Origin of the sequence: Shewanella sp. 10N.7, assembly GCF_020806285.1 — a bacterium.
Lineage (GTDB): Bacteria > Pseudomonadota > Gammaproteobacteria > Enterobacterales > Shewanellaceae > Shewanella > Shewanella electrodiphila.
Window position 1 is genome coordinate 1 of record NZ_JAJGZS010000007.1, and the last position, 17,087, is coordinate 17,087.

The 17,087-nt window shown below is 40.4% G+C and carries 14 protein-coding genes; 1 reads left to right on the forward strand and 13 read right to left on the reverse strand.

The features are described 5' to 3' along the window. Positions 1-773: 773 nt before the first annotated feature. The 3 genes from csrA to recA all read right to left on the reverse strand — a co-directional run bounded on the left by csrA (position 774) and on the right by recA (position 5,723). A complete protein-coding gene (csrA, locus tag LMH66_RS05895; protein ID WP_102526966.1) occupies positions 774-974 on the reverse strand; it encodes a carbon storage regulator CsrA in 201 nt (66 codons plus the stop codon). 485 nt (positions 975-1,459) lie between these two features. Beyond that, positions 1,460-4,084 (reverse strand): alanine--tRNA ligase, encoded by a 2,625-nt coding sequence (gene alaS, locus LMH66_RS05900; RefSeq protein WP_229368911.1) that lies wholly within the window; start codon positions 4,082-4,084, stop codon positions 1,460-1,462. 580 nt (positions 4,085-4,664) lie between these two features. Next, complete coding sequence (recA, locus tag LMH66_RS05905; RefSeq protein WP_102526964.1) at positions 4,665-5,723, reverse strand: recombinase RecA; 1,059 nt, start codon at positions 5,721-5,723, stop codon at positions 4,665-4,667. Between the two features lie 412 nt (positions 5,724-6,135). Between recA and mutS the strand changes: the two genes are divergently transcribed. Beyond that, positions 6,136-8,715, forward strand: a complete 2,580-nt coding sequence (mutS, locus tag LMH66_RS05910; RefSeq protein WP_229368912.1) for a DNA mismatch repair protein MutS — start codon at positions 6,136-6,138, stop codon at positions 8,713-8,715. Positions 8,716-8,796: 81 nt separating this feature from the next. Here mutS and LMH66_RS05915 read toward each other — a convergent pair whose 3' ends face one another. The 10 genes from LMH66_RS05915 to eno all read right to left on the reverse strand — a co-directional run bounded on the left by LMH66_RS05915 (position 8,797) and on the right by eno (position 16,916). Then, positions 8,797-9,204: a hypothetical protein gene (locus LMH66_RS05915; RefSeq protein WP_229368913.1), complete on the reverse strand. Its 408-nt coding sequence runs from the start codon at positions 9,202-9,204 to the stop codon at positions 8,797-8,799. 76 nt (positions 9,205-9,280) lie between these two features. Next, positions 9,281-10,258: an RNA polymerase sigma factor RpoS gene (rpoS, locus tag LMH66_RS05920; protein WP_102526961.1), complete on the reverse strand. Its 978-nt coding sequence runs from the start codon at positions 10,256-10,258 to the stop codon at positions 9,281-9,283. A gap of 77 nt (positions 10,259-10,335) precedes the next feature. Further along, the gene (locus LMH66_RS05925; protein ID WP_229368914.1) at positions 10,336-11,208 is read right to left on the reverse strand and encodes a peptidoglycan DD-metalloendopeptidase family protein; all 873 of its coding nucleotides are present in this window, start codon (positions 11,206-11,208) and stop codon (positions 10,336-10,338) included. A 55-nt stretch (positions 11,209-11,263) separates the two neighbouring features. Next, entirely contained in the window at positions 11,264-11,899 is a 636-nt protein-coding gene (locus tag LMH66_RS05930) for a protein-L-isoaspartate(D-aspartate) O-methyltransferase (protein ID WP_102526959.1), read from the reverse strand. Further along, entirely contained in the window at positions 11,896-12,645 is a 750-nt protein-coding gene (gene surE, locus LMH66_RS05935) for a 5'/3'-nucleotidase SurE (RefSeq protein WP_229368915.1), read from the reverse strand. Before surE ends, LMH66_RS05930 begins: the two co-directional genes overlap by 4 nt. Then, positions 12,642-13,805 carry a tRNA pseudouridine(13) synthase TruD gene (gene truD, locus LMH66_RS05940; RefSeq protein ID WP_229368916.1) on the reverse strand — a complete coding sequence of 388 codons (1,164 nt, stop codon included), beginning with the start codon at positions 13,803-13,805 and terminating at the stop codon, positions 12,642-12,644. The genes surE and truD overlap by 4 nt, the downstream gene beginning before the upstream one ends. Before the next feature lie 108 nt (positions 13,806-13,913). Further along, positions 13,914-14,396, reverse strand: coding sequence for a 2-C-methyl-D-erythritol 2,4-cyclodiphosphate synthase (gene ispF, locus LMH66_RS05945; RefSeq protein WP_102526956.1), 483 nt, complete (start codon positions 14,394-14,396; stop codon positions 13,914-13,916). Positions 14,397-14,477: 81 nt separating this feature from the next. After that, on the reverse strand, positions 14,478-15,212 hold the full coding sequence (gene ispD / locus LMH66_RS05950; protein WP_229368917.1) for a 2-C-methyl-D-erythritol 4-phosphate cytidylyltransferase: 735 nt from the start codon (positions 15,210-15,212) through the stop codon (positions 14,478-14,480). A 5-nt stretch (positions 15,213-15,217) separates the two neighbouring features. After that, positions 15,218-15,520 carry a cell division protein FtsB gene (gene ftsB / locus LMH66_RS05955; protein WP_102526954.1) on the reverse strand — a complete coding sequence of 101 codons (303 nt, stop codon included), beginning with the start codon at positions 15,518-15,520 and terminating at the stop codon, positions 15,218-15,220. Between the two features lie 94 nt (positions 15,521-15,614). Beyond that, positions 15,615-16,916, reverse strand: coding sequence for a phosphopyruvate hydratase (gene eno / locus LMH66_RS05960; protein WP_229368918.1), 1,302 nt, complete (start codon positions 16,914-16,916; stop codon positions 15,615-15,617). Between the last annotated feature and the right edge of the window lie 171 nt (positions 16,917-17,087).

Genomic DNA, 17,087 nt, shown 5'->3' on the forward strand with positions numbered 1-17,087 from the left:
AAAGCCCATACTCCCTTAGCAGGGGAGCGCCTTCGGCCACTCGGCCACCTCTCCGTTTCTTGGGCGGTATATTACTGTTTGAAGAAAATAAGTCAAACCCTTTTTCAGAAACATATATTCATTTGAACTGTTTTTAATCATATTGCCGACTTAAGCCACAAATATTTTCAATTCACCCTACCGATTTTTGTTTTTTTGCTTTAAAACAATTCATCACTATTTAAAGTCGTGACGTTTCAGTTTATCCACTTCTGCAATCGACAACGATTTTATTGTCCTTAAAAGTACACTTAGCCACATCATGATATTAAGCCTTCTTTATATAACAGCACCAAAGCATGCAACGTGAGAATAACCATGAATTGAAGAGTGAATTGAAGAGTGAATTGCAGAATGGATAGAAGAAGGAATAGCGGAGTGGATAAAAGAAGGAATAGTAGAATGGATAGAAGAAGGATTAGCGGAGTGGATAAAAGAAGGAATAGCAGAGTGGATAGAAGAAGGAATATAAAACGAGTACAACGATGAGAGAATCAGCAAAACCTGAGTAAGCTTTGGGGGACCTAAAGTGCTATACAGTATAATCGAATCATTAAAAGATTGTTCATGGCATACAGAAGTAACACAAACCGAAACACAACGAACTCATTCAATAATAGCTGGTTCGGTTTTATTCAATGCTCATAATCAAAGGTTGGTTCATTTTTGTGTCAGACACAAAAAAGCCAGCTTTCACTGGCTTAAATGGTATAACGCTGAACAATTCTGATTTATCAGAAATTGCCACCCTCAGGGGTGCTATTTCCAGATTTTTCAGACTGGATACGTTGATAAATTTCTTCACGATGAACTGATACTTCTTTAGGTGCATTCACACCGATACGTACTTGGTTACCTTTAACACCCAGTACAGTAACAGTCACTTCATCACCTATCATTAATGTTTCGCCTACACGGCGAGTCAAAATCAGCATTCGATTGCTCCTTTAGTCCAATCAGCATACACCAGCTTCTATCCGTAATATGCGCGTTTAATAGTGTTAGCTTAATACAAATCATTAGTGACGACACTAAATCAATAAAATTTTTAAGCTTTTTAGCGTAAAAAATCGAAAATCAAAGAATTTTGGCATTTTAAAAGTCTGCTCGTATCAAGCTGTTAACATTTGCAGACCATTCTTTAGACAAAGCTAAAACAGAACTTTCGCATCAAGTTGCTGCTTTTATCATCAAATTAGCATAAAAATCTATAACCAATTAATTTGTAGTGCTTTGAACCAGATTATACAAAATATTGATGTTGGTTAACTTATTAACCAACATCAATAAATCTACTATGCCAAACCTTAAACAATCACTCAAGCCATAAAGCGACTGAGATCAAAAGATGATGAAATAAAACAGTTTAATCTCTTAAATCATCACCTAAACTATCCGTTAGAACAGTTTTGGTTCATTACTAGCTTAAACGTTCTGTTAACCATGGTTGTACTAACGCTAACGCTTCATCAAGTTTCTCAGGCTGAGTACCACCAGCTTGAGCCATATCAGGACGCCCACCGCCTTTACCGCCAACTTGCTGAGCAACCATAGCAACTAACTCACCCGCTTTCACTTTACCTACAAGATCTTTGCTCACACCGGCAATTAAGTTCACTTTGCCTTCGTTTGCAATACCTAATACGATAATCGCTGAATTAAGCTTTTGTTTTAATTCATCTTGCAAACCACGAAGTGATTTAGGGTCTGCACCTTCAAGTTTTTTAACTAATACTTTAACGCCGTTAAGATCAATGGCTTCGCCAGCAATATCTGCGCTCGCTGCTGCCGCCAACTTGTCTTTAAGCTGAGACATTTCTTTTTCAAGCTGCTTCACTTTATCAAGCTGTGCTTTTAGTTTTACAACCACAGAAGCTGAATCAGACTTAAGTAATGAAGCCGCTTTATCAAGCTGAGCTTGTTGCTCTGCTACATAAGCCATTGCTGCTGCACCAGTTACTGCTTCAATACGACGAATACCCGCAGCAATACCACCTTCTGATGTGATTTTGAATAAACCAATATCACCAGTGCGGCCCACATGAGTACCACCACAAAGCTCGATAGAGAAATCGCCCATGGTAACGACACGTACTTCGTTGTCGTACTTCTCACCAAATAACGCCATAGCGCCTTGCTCTTTGGCTTCATCAATCCCCATTACTGCGGTTTTCAGTTGATGATTACGACGAATTTGAGTGTTAACCATTTCTTCAACTTGCTTAAGTTCTGCTGCAGTAACAGCTTCAAAATGTGCAAAGTCAAAACGTAAACGTTCAGGGTTTACTAATGACCCTTTCTGGTTAACATGGGTGCCCAATACATTACGTAATGCAGAATGTAATAAATGCGTCACTGAATGGTTTAATTGAGTACGATGACGTAGTTTTTTATCCACTTCAGCGTTAACGGTTTGACCAAGGGTTAAGGTTCCAGCAGTTAACTTACCTTCATGACCAAAAGCCTGACCGAAAATTTGAGTGTCAGCGACAGTAAATACCGTCTCATCAACAGACAGTTGACCTTTATCACCAACCTGTCCACCAGACTCAGCATAAAACGGCGTGTTATCTAATACGATGACAGCGTCTTGTCCTGCGACAAGTGACTCTACTGCAACACCTTCAACGTAGATTGCTGTTACAGCACCTTGACCATTTAATTCGGTGTAACCACAGAATTCAGTCTCACCTTCGATTTTCAGGCCGCTGTTATAATCAGTACCAAAGTTACCAGCTGCTTGTGCACGGCTTCTTTGCTCTGCCATTGCTGCTTCGAAACCTGCTTCATCAACAGTAATATCACGCTCACGACAAACATCTGCCGTTAAATCAACAGGGAAACCATAAGTATCGTAAAGTTTGAATGCGGTTTCACCGTCTAACACATTAGTGCTTAACTCGTTTAATGCAGCATCTAGAATGCCTAAACCACGCTCTAGAGTTCTTGCAAACTGTTCTTCTTCCGCTTTCAACGACTTTTCAATAATCGCTTTCGCTTCAACAAGGCCTTTACCCGCATCGCCCATCACTTCGATAAGTGTAGGTAATAACTTGTAAAAGAATGTCTCAGTCGCCCCTAGCTTATTACCGTGACGAACTGCACGGCGAATGATTCGGCGTAGTACGTAACCACGACCTTCATTTGATGGCATAACACCATCAGCAATCAAGAATGAACAAGAACGAATATGGTCGGCAATAACGCGCAATGATTTATTTTCTAAATCTTGTACATTGATAATTTCAGCGGCTTTTTTGATTAAGGCTTGGAATATATCGATTTCGTAGTTTGAGTGTACACCTTGCATAATTGCTGCAATACGCTCAATGCCCATACCAGTATCAACTGAAGGTTTTGGTAACGGCTGCATTTCACCATCAGCTTGACGGTTATACTGCATGAATACGATATTCCAGATTTCAATGAAACGATCGCCATCTTCTTCAGGTGTGCCTGGGCGGCCGCCCCAAATGTGCTCACCGTGATCATAGAAAATTTCAGAACATGGACCACAAGGGCCAGTGTCACCCATTTGCCAGAAGTTATCTGAAGCGTAAGCTGCGCCTTTGTTGTCACCAATGCGAATAATATTTTCAGCTGCAACGCCGATTTTCTTATTCCAAATTTCAAATGCTTCATCATCAGTATCATAGATAGTGACGCATAATTTTTCTGTCGGTAATTTCAATGTTTGAGTTAAGAAGTTCCATGCAAATGAAATGGCTTCTTCTTTAAAGTAATCGCCAAAGCTGAAGTTACCTAACATTTCAAAAAACGTATGATGACGAGCGGTATAACCGACATTGTCTAAATCATTGTGTTTACCACCAGCACGAACACAGCGCTGTGATGTTGTCGCTCGAGTATAACCACGGTTTTCCAAGCCAAGAAAAGCTTCTTTAAACTGGTTCATACCCGCATTAGTAAACAATAACGTTGGGTCGTTATGCGGCACTAATGAGCTACTGTCGACAACTTGGTGTCCGTTGTTACCAAAATACGCTAAAAATGCGCTTCTTAATTCTGTGGTGGTCTGAAACATGAAATCGCCCTAAATGGATAAATTCTATTTATCTTGAAGCTGTATAACAGCTCGAATATTGGCAACATTATATACTTAAACAAACTGAAGGTGCGAGAATCTAGCGGCTTAGATTAGCGATTTTCTTACATTTGGGAGCGATTATGTTAATCGACAATTCAATTTTATGGCCTAAATAGTCCAAATCAAAATTGAAAGGAAGCGTTATGACAATATTGCGATAACTTAAATAGTCTTTATTTCACGAACCACATGATAACCAGCCTTCATCAACCTTGACCAGGGAATCATTTGTAATTCACTAATTACCCTAGCGATTTGATGGTGATAGCAAGATCTTAGGGTTATATTCTGAATAATTCATAGCAGTTCGAAAAGGCAATACTCTGTTCTAGTTTTAAAGCATTTTTACTAATGACTTACACGCATTACAAACTATTTCAAAATATAAAAAAATCGCGATTGGCAAAACCAATCGCGATTTATTAATTTCAAGTAAGCTGTAGAGAAACTCGTTTAACGATAATTTAGTTTATAGCTGTTCGAGTTAGCTTCCTGCTACTCAGGATTTAAACTCGATTTAAAAAACTTCACCTGTTTCTAAATCAATATTTTCATCAGACTCTGCAGGAGCGGCTTCTTTTTCTTTGCTTAATAGCATTTGACGTAAATTAGTTTCAATTTCTTCAGCTATTGCTGGGTTTTCAACTAAGTATTTACCAGCATTAGCACGGCCTTGACCGATTTTATTGCCTTGGTAGCTGTACCATGCTCCCGCTTTTTCAACAAGCTTATGCGCTACACCTAAATCAACTAACTCGCCAGTACGGTTAATCCCTTTACCATAAAGAATTTGGAATTCAGCTTGTCTAAATGGCGCAGCAATTTTGTTCTTAACCACTTTCACGCGTGTTTCATTACCCACAACAGCATCACCATCTTTAATCGCACCTGTACGGCGAATATCAAGACGAACTGAAGCGTAGAACTTAAGTGCATTACCACCCGTTGTGGTTTCTGGGTTACCAAACATAACACCAATTTTCATGCGGATTTGGTTAATAAAGATAAGCAGTGTGTTTGATTGCTTAAGGTTACCAGCAAGTTTACGCATTGCTTGGCTCATCATACGTGCCGCTAAGCCCATGTGCGAATCACCAATCTCACCTTCGATTTCCGCTTTAGGTGTTAATGCAGCAACCGAATCGACAATAATTACATCAACAGCGCCAGAGCGTGTTAATGCATCACAAATCTCAAGCGCTTGCTCACCCGTATCAGGCTGAGAACATAAAAGGTTATCAATATCTACGCCTAAGTTTTTCGCATAAATAGGGTCAAGTGCATGTTCAGCATCAATAAAGGCACAAGTTTTACCTTGGCGCTGCGCTGCTGCAATCACTTCAAGTGTTAAGGTTGTTTTACCAGAAGATTCAGGACCGTAGATTTCTACGATACGTCCCATCGGTAAACCGCCAGCACCTAGTGCAACATCCAATGAAAGTGAGCCAGTAGAAATTGTTTCAACATCCATTGTGCGATCTGCGCCCAACTTCATGATTGAACCTTTACCAAATTGCTTTTCAATTTGACCTAATACGGCATTTAACGCTTTCTCTTTATTTGGATCTGCTTTCATTCTCTTTATCCCTTTAAGGTGACTCAATTCGACATGCGAACTTGGTAACGAATAAATTTGTCTGTCTAACAATATGAGCTCAGTATACTGTATAATCATACAGTATCAATAGTCACTGTATACTTTTTTGACATTATTTCATTCTTATAATATTTTTATCTTATTAATCAATAACTAATAACCAAAATAAGTTTTAAAACCTCAAAGACCTCATTAAACAAACTACTGTATACACTAGTATGAGCGAATGTAAATTATCGAGTTTTCAAAGATTTAATTCGTAATAAATAACAGTACTTGTCTTTCTAAAAGTCACTGTATGAACATCGCTTATTGGGAATCAAACTAAATATTGTTAAGATGAGCCCCGTTTATTATTCCGTATTAAAGCCAGATTAAGAGCAACTACTTAATGACCGTAAATGAAGACCCAAGTTTAGAAAAGCATACCCCAATGATGCGTCAATATTTGACGCTAAAAGCACAGCACCCAGAGATGCTTTTGTTTTATCGTATGGGAGACTTTTATGAATTATTTTATGAAGATGCCAAACTGGCTTCTGAACTATTAGGGATTTCACTTACTGCTAGAGGCAAGAGTGGCGGCAATGCAATACCTATGGCAGGTTTACCCTATCACGCCGTTGAAGGTTATCTCGCCAAGCTAGTACAGATTGGTCAATCAGTCGCTATTTGTGAGCAGATTGGCGATCCCGCTACCAGTAAAGGTCCAGTAGAACGAAAAGTCGTTCGTATTGTTACCCCTGGCACCTTAACTGACGAAGCCTTATTACAAGAAAGACAAGACAACTTACTCGCTGCGGTTTACCAAGGTAAAAATGGCTATGGCTACGCAACCTTGGACGTGTCATCAGGTCGATTTGTCATTGTTGAACTTGAGAATTCAGAAACATTAGAAGCTGAGTTGCAGCGTACTAGCCCTGCAGAGCTTTTATACAGTGAAGATTTAGCTGATAGGCATCTTATCGAGAACCTTAAGGGGATTAGACGTCGCCCTGAATGGGAATTTGATTACGACACTAGTATCCAGTTATTGTTGGAACAGTTTGGCACAAAAGACCTTCATGGCTTTGGTGTTAGCCATGCGCGTTTATCTTTACAAGCCGCTGGCTGTCTTATGCAATACGTAAAAGACACCCAAAAAACAGCTCTACCCCATATCAGCAGCATTACCATGTTTAACCAAGCTGATACAATAATTTTAGATGCCGCAACTAGGCGAAATCTTGAGTTGACCGTTAATCTTTCGGGTTCTCGTGATAACACTCTTGCTTGGGTATTAGATAAAACGGCTACGCCTATGGGCAGCCGAATGTTACAGCGCTGGATCCATCAGCCTCTTAGATATCAGCAGCACATTAGTCAACGTCAGCAAGCGGTTTCTGAGTTAATAGAAACAGGCTTATTTGCTGACTTACACCAACAATTAAAAGCCTTAGGCGATATCGAACGTATCATGGCTCGCCTTGCTATTCGTAGTGCTCGTCCTAGGGATTTTGCACGCCTGCGCCAAGCCTTAGATTTGTTGCCTGAAATCCAACAAACACTCAGTCACTGCAAACAAGCAGAAATGCAACGCTTAGCAGCTTTATTAGGTGAATTTCCTGAGCAACAACAATTGTTGCAATCAGCCATTGTTGATAACCCGCCAATGCTAATCCGTGACGGTGGCGTTATCCGTTCAGGATATAATGCTCAGTTAGATGAGTGGCGTGGCCTTAGCGAAGGTGCCAATGATTATTTAGTACAAATGGAAGCCCGTGAAAAAGAACAAACTGGCATTAATACGCTAAAAGTTGGCTATAACCGAGTGCACGGCTATTACATTGAAGTCAGCCGGTTACAATCTGATCAAGTACCATTAAGCTATCAACGTCGCCAGACTCTTAAAAATACTGAGCGATATATCACCCCTGAGCTTAAGGAATACGAAGAGAAAGTACTTTCAAGCCAAGGCAAAGCTTTGGCAATTGAAAAGCAACTTTGGGAAGAATTGTTCGATTTACTTTTACCCAAGTTACATGAATTACAGCAATTTGCTCAAGCTGCATCGGAGTTAGATGTACTTAGTAATTTTGCTGAGCGTGCAGAAACATTAGGGTATAACTGCCCACAAATTAGTCATGAAATTGGTATCCATATAGAAGCGGGTCGTCATCCAGTCGTTGAACTAGTCAGCCAAAGTCCATTTATCGCCAACCCAGTTGCACTGGCACCAGAGCGACGTATGCTGATTGTCACTGGGCCTAATATGGGCGGTAAATCAACCTATATGCGCCAAGTCGCGCTAATCACGCTTATGGCACATATAGGCAGTTTTGTGCCTGCGCAAAAAGCTGTGATTGGCCCCATTGATCGCATATTCACCCGTATTGGCGCATCTGACGATCTGGCATCTGGGCGTTCAACTTTTATGGTTGAAATGACTGAGACAGCAAACATCCTTCACAATGCGACAGCGAAAAGCTTAGTATTAATGGATGAAATTGGCCGAGGAACATCAACCTATGATGGACTATCGCTTGCGTGGTCTGCAGCTGAATACTTAGCTGAAAAAGTGGCAGCGCTAACCTTATTTGCAACTCACTATTTTGAGTTAACTCAACTACCTGAACAAATATCAGGCGCTGCCAATGTGCATTTAGATGCCGTAGAACATGATGACACCATCGCCTTTATGCATGCTGTGCAAGAAGGCGCAGCAAGTAAAAGTTATGGATTACAAGTCGCATCACTTGCAGGCGTACCAGCTCATGTCATAAAAGCTGCCAAGCAAAAACTGCATATGCTTGAAAGTCGTGATTTAGCGAATACACAGAATGTCCCTATCCAAGAGGCACTTAATCTTACCATGCCTGAGCCGCTATCATCAGCTGCGACAAAAAAGCTCGCACAGATTAATCCTGATGATTACAGCCCTAAACAAGCTTTAGATATGCTGTATGAACTAAAGCGATTAACTAATCTGTAAGACGCTATTGGTTAACTATTCGATGATAAGCCGCAACAGTAAAATGTAGCGGCTTTTTAATCTGAAGATTTGCTTTAACTATTAGTTTTCAAGTGATTTTAATCCACTCGTATCAACACCTTTCATAACTTCTCGCTCTAGCGCGTGTTGCTCAGCTAGCTCATTAGTCTTTCTCTGCTGCTGTAAATTTTGTTGCTCAATGCTCATTCTTACCTGACGCTGTATCGATTCTTGCTCAGTTTCACATTGACGAAATCCATCAGACCAACCTTGAGCATAATCTGTTTCACTATTAAAACGGGTTACATCCTTTTTAAATTGATCAAATAAACTGCCCCCAGCTTTATTTCCGCTATCACAACCATCCTGAAAACCATCGGCATAAGCTAAAGGGTAACCTTGCTCGACCATACTATCGCGAGTACTTTGACAAGCTGTAATAATTAATAAGCTCAATGGAATTAATAATAGAATAATTTTACTTTTCATCTTAAACCTCCAGTTTCTGAACATTCAGGCAATAAAAAAGGGCATTAATGCCCTTATTTCACTATATTTCAAAGCACTAGCTTCTAAATAATGCTTCTACTGACAAGCCTTGAGCCCCTAATACGTCTTTCAATCTTTTTAATGCTTCTACTTGAATTTGACGCACACGCTCACGCGTTAAGCCAATTTCAGCACCCACATTTTCTAGTGTAGAAGGTTCATAACCCAGTAATCCAAAACGTCTCGCTAATACTTCTCTTTGTTTAGTATTTAGCTCGTTTAACCATCCTACAATTGAATGAGATAAATCTTCATCTTGTACTTTATAATCTGGCCCAACTGAATCATCATCAGCAATGACATCAAGTAAGGCTTTGTCATTATCGCCACCTAACGGTGTATCTACTGAGGTAATTTTTTCGTTCAGCTTTAACATGCGGCTTACATCGCTGGTAGAGACATCTAAAGTGTCAGCAATTTCTTCTGCCGTTGGCTCATGATCAAGTTTTTGAGCTAGCTGTCTCGCGGTACGTAAGTACACATTAAGCTCTTTAACGACATGAATAGGTAAACGAATGGTGCGGGTTTGATTCATGATAGCTCTTTCGATGGTTTGTCTAATCCACCAAGTCGCATAAGTTGAAAAACGGAATCCTCGCTCTGGGTCAAATTTTTCGACCGCGCGAATAAGCCCAAGATTACCTTCTTCAATAAGATCAAGTAACGCTAAGCCTCGGTTGTTATACCTTCTGGCAATTTTGACAACCAAGCGTAAATTACTTTCTATCATGCGGTTACGAGACTTCTCGCAGCCTTTGAGTGCTTTACGTGAAAAGAAGACTTCTTCTTCTGCACTAAGCAAAGGGGAAAAACCGATCTCACCTAGATATAGCTGAGTGGCGTCAAGATTCTTTTGCAAATCATCTTGAACTTGTTGATCAATATCGGATTGCTGCCCTTCTTTGGCTTTTCCTGCCTTCGGCGCAACCTCTTGTGGTTGTGTGGCTAAATCCATAAGCTCTACTGCGACTGCAGCATTGTTTTTTTGGCTCATATGGTGCTCTCCCAAACCTGGTAAATTTAAGTAACTAGTGCACTTGCCTATCCTCCGTTTTAATGTGAACTAAACAGTTAACGTTTAGGTAAATAGTTTAATGGGTTTACTGACTTACCATGGAGACGTATCTCAAAATGAAGCATCACCTGGTTGGCCCCTGTACTACCCATTTTCGCAACTGTCTGTCCGGCATTTACATATTGCTTTTCTTTGACCAATATTGAATCTGCATGAGCATATGCACTTAAAAAATCATCGTTATGTTTGATAATCACTAAATTGCCATAACCACGAAGCGCATTACCAGCATAAACAACTCTTCCATCAGCAGCGGCTTTAATGATATCGCCACGTGTACCTGCAACCTTAATACCTTGGTTGCCCTGCTGCGTTGTAGAGAAATACCCTATTATCTTGCCTTTATTCGGCCAGTTCCACTTACTTACTTTATCAGGTAAGCCTGAAACAGGATTTTTCGCTACTTGAACCGTCTTTTCTGGGGTAGTTTTTACAGAATACGCAGGCTTCGCTTTGTGATCAAGCTCTTTTTTTGTACTGTTTTTGTTAGCTGTGCCATTAGCTTGTTTTGTTACTGTGGTTTGTTTTGGCACAGTTTTCTTTACTGGCTTGGGTTTGGCGTTCGCTACAGCAACCGATTTAGATGTGGATTTAACTGTTGTAGGCTTGTAGAGTTTTAAGGTCTGACCAGGGTAGATGGTATATGGCGCTTTGAGCTTATTATAAGCCGCAATATCATTAAAATCTTTACCCGCTCCCCATGAGATAGAGTAAAGAGTATCACCTCGTTTGACTTTATAGCTTCCAGAAGTAATTGAGCCTTTATTATATTTAGGGCCTGCAGAGGAGGAAATGCTTTGCACAGGCGCAGGTGTATGAGCTTGAAAGCTACAGCCTGATAAAAAACTCACGAATAAAAAGACATACAACCAATTGTGATACTTCAATCACTCTCTCCAGCTAAGATGGGAAATATCACCCTAATTAAGCAAGTTCACCATTAATTAATGGCACAAATTTAACAGCTTCAATGATTTGCGAGTTAAACTCATTATTTTGACGGGTTATTTTTAATAGCTGCTGTGAATCCTCACCTACTGGTATCACTAACACACCGCCTTCAGATAACTGGGTTAATAAAGCCTCAGGTACTGATGCCGCCGCAGCAGTAACCATAATCGCGTCAAATGGCGCTTTATTTTGCCAGCCCTTCCAACCATCACCGTATTTAAACGATACGTTATGTAAGTCTAAGCGCTTTAATCTTTGTCGCGCTTGGATTTGCAGTGCTTTGATCCGTTCAATTGTACATAGCTGCGGTACAAGTTGGGCTAAGATAGCCGCTTGATAACCAGAACCCGTACCAATTTCCAACACTTTAACGGGATTATGTTGCAGGAGTAATTCGGTCATTCGCGCGACTATATATGGCTGAGATATCGTTTGCCCTTGGCCAATTGGAAGTGCTGTATTCTCATAAGCTTTATGGGCAAGAGCACCATCTAAGAACAACTCTCTTGGCGTATTAGACACAGCCTCTAATACGGCGCTATTGCTGATGCCTGCTTCATGCAGTTTTCTCGCTAAATTGATAGCTACAGTTGAGGCTACCTGACTCATAATTTGTTTATCCAGTTCTCTAGACCAGCAAGCTGGTTATATGCAGTTAAATCGACGGTTAGCGGCGTAATGGACACGTAACCTTGTTCAACTGTACCAAAGTCAGTATCTGCGCTCGCATCTTGTTCTTTTCCTGGCGGGCCAAGCCAATAGATATCACGCCCAGCAGGATCTTGGGCTTTGATCATTCCTTCAGCTTTATGTCTTGAACCTAAACGAGTGACTTTCATGCCCTTTATTTGCTCTAAAGGTAAGTCAGGAACATTTACATTCAAAATCTGATCGCTATCAATCGGGTGTTCAAGTAGTCCTTGGACAATTTTAGCGGCATATATTGCGGCGCTTCGATAATGGATAAGTTCTTTACCCACAAGGGAGACTGCAATAGCAGGTAACCCCAAGAAACGACCTTCAGTTGCTGCGGCAACAGTGCCAGAATAAAGGGTATCATCACCCATGTTAGCGCCAGCATTAATGCCTGAAACAACAATATCAGGCTCAATTTCGCACAGCTCTCTAATCGCTAAATGAACACAATCAGATGGCGTTCCATTAACTGCAATATAACCATTCTCTAAGTTATTAATTCTTAATGGATTAGTCAAGGTCAAAGAATTACTTGCGGCTGAACAATTACGATCAGGTGCGACAACCGTAATATTCGCAATTTGGGCTAATTCTTCAGCTAACGCTTTAATCCCTGGTGCTGTTACACCGTCATCATTACTGACAAGTATATTAATCACGAGTTAGACTCTTGGTTCGTTGCTGTAGCTTCGGCAAGTTTTTGTTGCTGTATCAGTGCATTTTGCTCAGCAACCATCTGTTGACGTTGCACTTCTTGCACATCTTGATAATCCAGTAACTCTCGAAGAACGGATGTCGCGTAACTTCCTGCAGGTAAAATAAATTCGATAACTAAACTGTCCTGTTCAAATCGATACTTCATTGCTTGTGGCTTAAGCAATAATGGGCGGCGTTCCTGTTCTAAACCTGCTTGTTCAAGACCGGTTAAATCTTGGGTTAGCTCTGCTAATGCAGTTTGTTCTACTAACGCTGCATCAGCTTGAGGAAGTACCGAGCCTCGTCCCCACAATGGCGCAGATAATTGAATATCATTATCAGACAAACGCTTTAACGTTGCTGGATCCCACTTTTCAGCCACAAAAAAGCTTTTACTACCTGCAAGCATAACGCAATCTCCCGTAAGGGGCGCAACACTGTGATGGTGTAATCGATAAGAAACTACCTGATTAAATACATTCGATCTTACAGCCGATAAATAGATACTACGCTTTTTGCGATCCTTCACTTTTTTACCAGCCAGCATTTGTTGACCAAAGATTAAGTTTTTACCTTGATGGCCAAAACGTTGTTCACCAAAGTAATTAGGAACGCCAGTTTCCATGACTTGTTGAATGCGCTTTTCAAGGGCATCTTTATCTGACACATTACGTAATGTCAGCTCAAAGCGATTACCTAATAATGCACCGATGCGTAATTTTTTACTGTGTCGCTGACTAGACAGAATCGTCAATCGAGTTTGATTCTGATGAGTTTCATCATTGACATTCCCAACAGAAACTTCATCAACAGGCGTTGATAACGATTGCCAATCTGGGGTTTCTTTACCTGGTATGCGCGCACCAAACCACTGCTCAGTCACTGCATTTCTGTCTTTTTGACCTGCATAAGTCACTTCTTTTTGATGCACTTTGGCAAACTTTGCTAGAATTTCAGCGACCTGATTTGTATTCAGGCCTTCTTTGCGAACATGGATCATATGATGCTCACCTTCGCCTGTTGGGCTAAAAGGCAGCATTTCCTTCACGATAAAATCACTATTAAAAGTGCGTAAATCTGCAGTGCAGGTGGGTTTATCAAAAAGGTAATGTAACGAACTCATGTTTTATTCTCAAAGTATGAAATCAATTTATAGTAAGCGGCTAACTCATCAAGCAAATGGCTAACTTACACAGATAAAAGTTTAAAAGGTAAATCTTAACGGGCAGGTTTATACCAGTTTATTCATTAAGACGACAGACTCAACCGCTATACCTTCTTTACGGCCTGTAAATCCTAACTTTTCTGTAGTCGTGGCTTTAACGTTAATATTTTCAATATCGGTTTCTAAATCTTCTGCTAAACACATTCTTATCGCTTGAATATGCGGTAACATTTTCGGTGCTTGGGCAATAATAGTGACATCGAGATTACCAATAACAAACTGTTTCTGTTTGGCTAGATTAAAACAATGCCTTAGTAATACACGGCTATCAGCTCCTGCAAATTCCGCATCGGTATCAGGGAAATGCTTACCAATATCCCCCATTGCCATCGCCCCTAAAATAGCATCTGAAATAGCGTGCAAAACAACATCACCATCAGAGTGGGCTATTAAGCCTGTCTCATACGGAACTGTAACGCCGCCAAGAATCAGTGGCTTATCACCTCCAAACTTATGTACGTCAAACCCATGGCCAATTCGAATATTCATTATCTTAGATTACCGTTTATTATATGACTGTTATTGCACAATATTTTTATGAATTTACTATTATTAATTAACTCACCCTATTTAAAGCGACTGAATGTTGGCTAAAAACAACTTAGCCAATTGTAAATCGTCAGGATGTGTAACCTTTATATTATCAGCTCTACCTGATACTAACCCAGGATTTACACCCGCCCATTCCATAGCACTGGCTTCATCAGTAATTTGTACGCCTTGCTCAAGTGCTGCTACTAAGTTGTTCTTAAGTTGCTGACAAGGAAATAACTGCGGTGTTAAGGCATGCCATAGGTTTTCTCGACACACAGTTTCTGCAACTTGAGCTGAGTTGGCCTCTTTAGCAACGATACTTCTTTTCATCGTATCTCGAACTGGCATGGCCAATATTGCACCTTGAGGGTGATGCTGGCGAGACTGTAGAAGCTTATCGATATCAGTTTGAGTCAGGCAAGGTCTTGCTGCGTCATGCACTAACGCCCATGTATCACCCGTTGCATTTACTTGATTAACGCTTAGTTCGTTTAAGGCTGCAAGAACAGAATCAGCACGTTCATTACCACCAATCACGGTCATGACTTTCGCATGATTAGCTTGGCTAAGGTTGGCAAAAAACTCGTCTTCGGGATGCAGTGCTACAATGACTTTACTGATATTTGGATGCGAAATTAAACTGTCTAACGTGTGGGCTAAAATAGTTTGTTCACCGAGCATTAAATATTGTTTGGGAATAGATGCGCCCATTCTGGCGCCAATACCTGCAGCAGGTACAATTGCTACAACTGATTGCTTTGCAGAATTCATATAAATTACTGACCGAAAGTTGAATTATTACGAGGGTTATTTCCAACAACGCGATAAAAAGTCTCACCTTCTTTGACCATACCCAGCTCGTTACGAGCACGCTCTTCAATGGCTTCTGTGCCACTTTTTAGATCGATAATTTCGGCTTTAAGCACTTGGTTACGGGCGATGAGTTTATCGTTGCTTTCTTGCTGACTGGCAATCTGCTTTTGCAGATTCATATACTGGGAAAGATTGTTCTCGCCTAACCAAAGTCGATACTGCAACAAGCCTACTAAGATAATCAGTAATAGTAAAAGTCGTTTCATAAATCGGTTATCAGCGATAATTATTAGTAATAGTAACGCTATAGTACAACAAAAAAGGCCACCTAGTGGTGGCCTTTTTAAGATTTAGTAAAGATTAAGCTTGGCCTTTCACTTCTTTAAGACCGTTGTAAGGTGCTTTTTCACCTAATGCTTCTTCGATACGAAGTAATTGGTTGTACTTAGCAACACGGTCACTACGGCTTAAAGAACCCGTTTTGATTTGACCTGCAGCAGTACCAACAGCTAAATCAGCAATGGTTGCGTCTTCAGTTTCACCACTACGGTGAGAAATGACAACAGTGAAGCCTGCATCTTTAGCCATTTTGATTGCTGCTAAAGTTTCAGTCAGTGAACCGATTTGGTTGAACTTAATTAAGATTGAGTTAGCAATACCGTTATCGATACCACGTTTTAAAATCTTAGTGTTCGTTACGAATAAATCGTCACCAACCAATTGGATTTTGTCACCCATCAATTTAGTTTGATGCGCAAAACCTTCCCAATCAGACTCATCTAGACCATCTTCAATAGAAACGATTGGGTATTCTTTCGTCAAATCTTGTAAGAAGTAGTTAAACTCTTCTGAAGTGAATTTCTTACCTTCACCTTTAAGATCGTAGATATTGGCTTCTTTATCAAAAAACTCTGATGCAGCACAATCCATCGCTAAGGTGATGTCTTTGCCTAGCTCGTAGCCAGCATTAGCAACAGCCACTTTAATTGCAGCTAAAGCAGATGCATTTGATGGAAGGTTTGGTGCAAAACCACCTTCATCACCCACAGCTGTAGAGTGACCATCAGCTTTAAGTACTTTCGCTAAACTATGGAATACTTCAGCACCCATACGTAAACCTTCGCGGAAGTTAGCTGCGCCAACAGGTTGAATCATAAATTCTTGGATATCTACGCTGTTATCAGCATGCTCACCACCATTGATGATATTCATCATAGGTAATGGCATAGAGTAAACACCTGGAGTGCCGTTTAAGTCAGCAATATGTGCGTATAAAGGAACTTTCTTTGAAATTGCTGCTGCTTTAGCTGCAGCTAAAGATACTGCTAAGATAGCGTTTGCGCCAAACTTAGCTTTGTTTTCAGTGCCATCTAGGTCAATCATGACTTGGTCAAGTTCAGCTTGAGCCAATGCATCTTTACCTTTTAACGCTTCTGCGATTGGGCCATTAACGGCTTCAACCGCTTTTAATACACCTTTACCTAAGTAACGCGCTTTATCGCCATCACGTAATTCTAACGCTTCACGAGAACCAGTAGATGCACCTGATGGTGCTGCAGCCATACCGATAGAACCATCTGCAAGATGCACTTCAGCTTCAACCGTTGGGTTACCGCGTGAATCCATGATTTCGCGACCAATGACATTAATAATGTTAGCCATAACTTCCTCGATAAATGTAAGATAAAATTAAAATAGAAAATCAATACCATTAATCAGCAACATTCTTAGTATTGAAGATTGATTATTGGTATTTCACTTTCAGTTTGGTAATTAACTGTCAACTTGATACATAGCATAGACCTATTATCTTGATGCTTCAACTATCAAAGT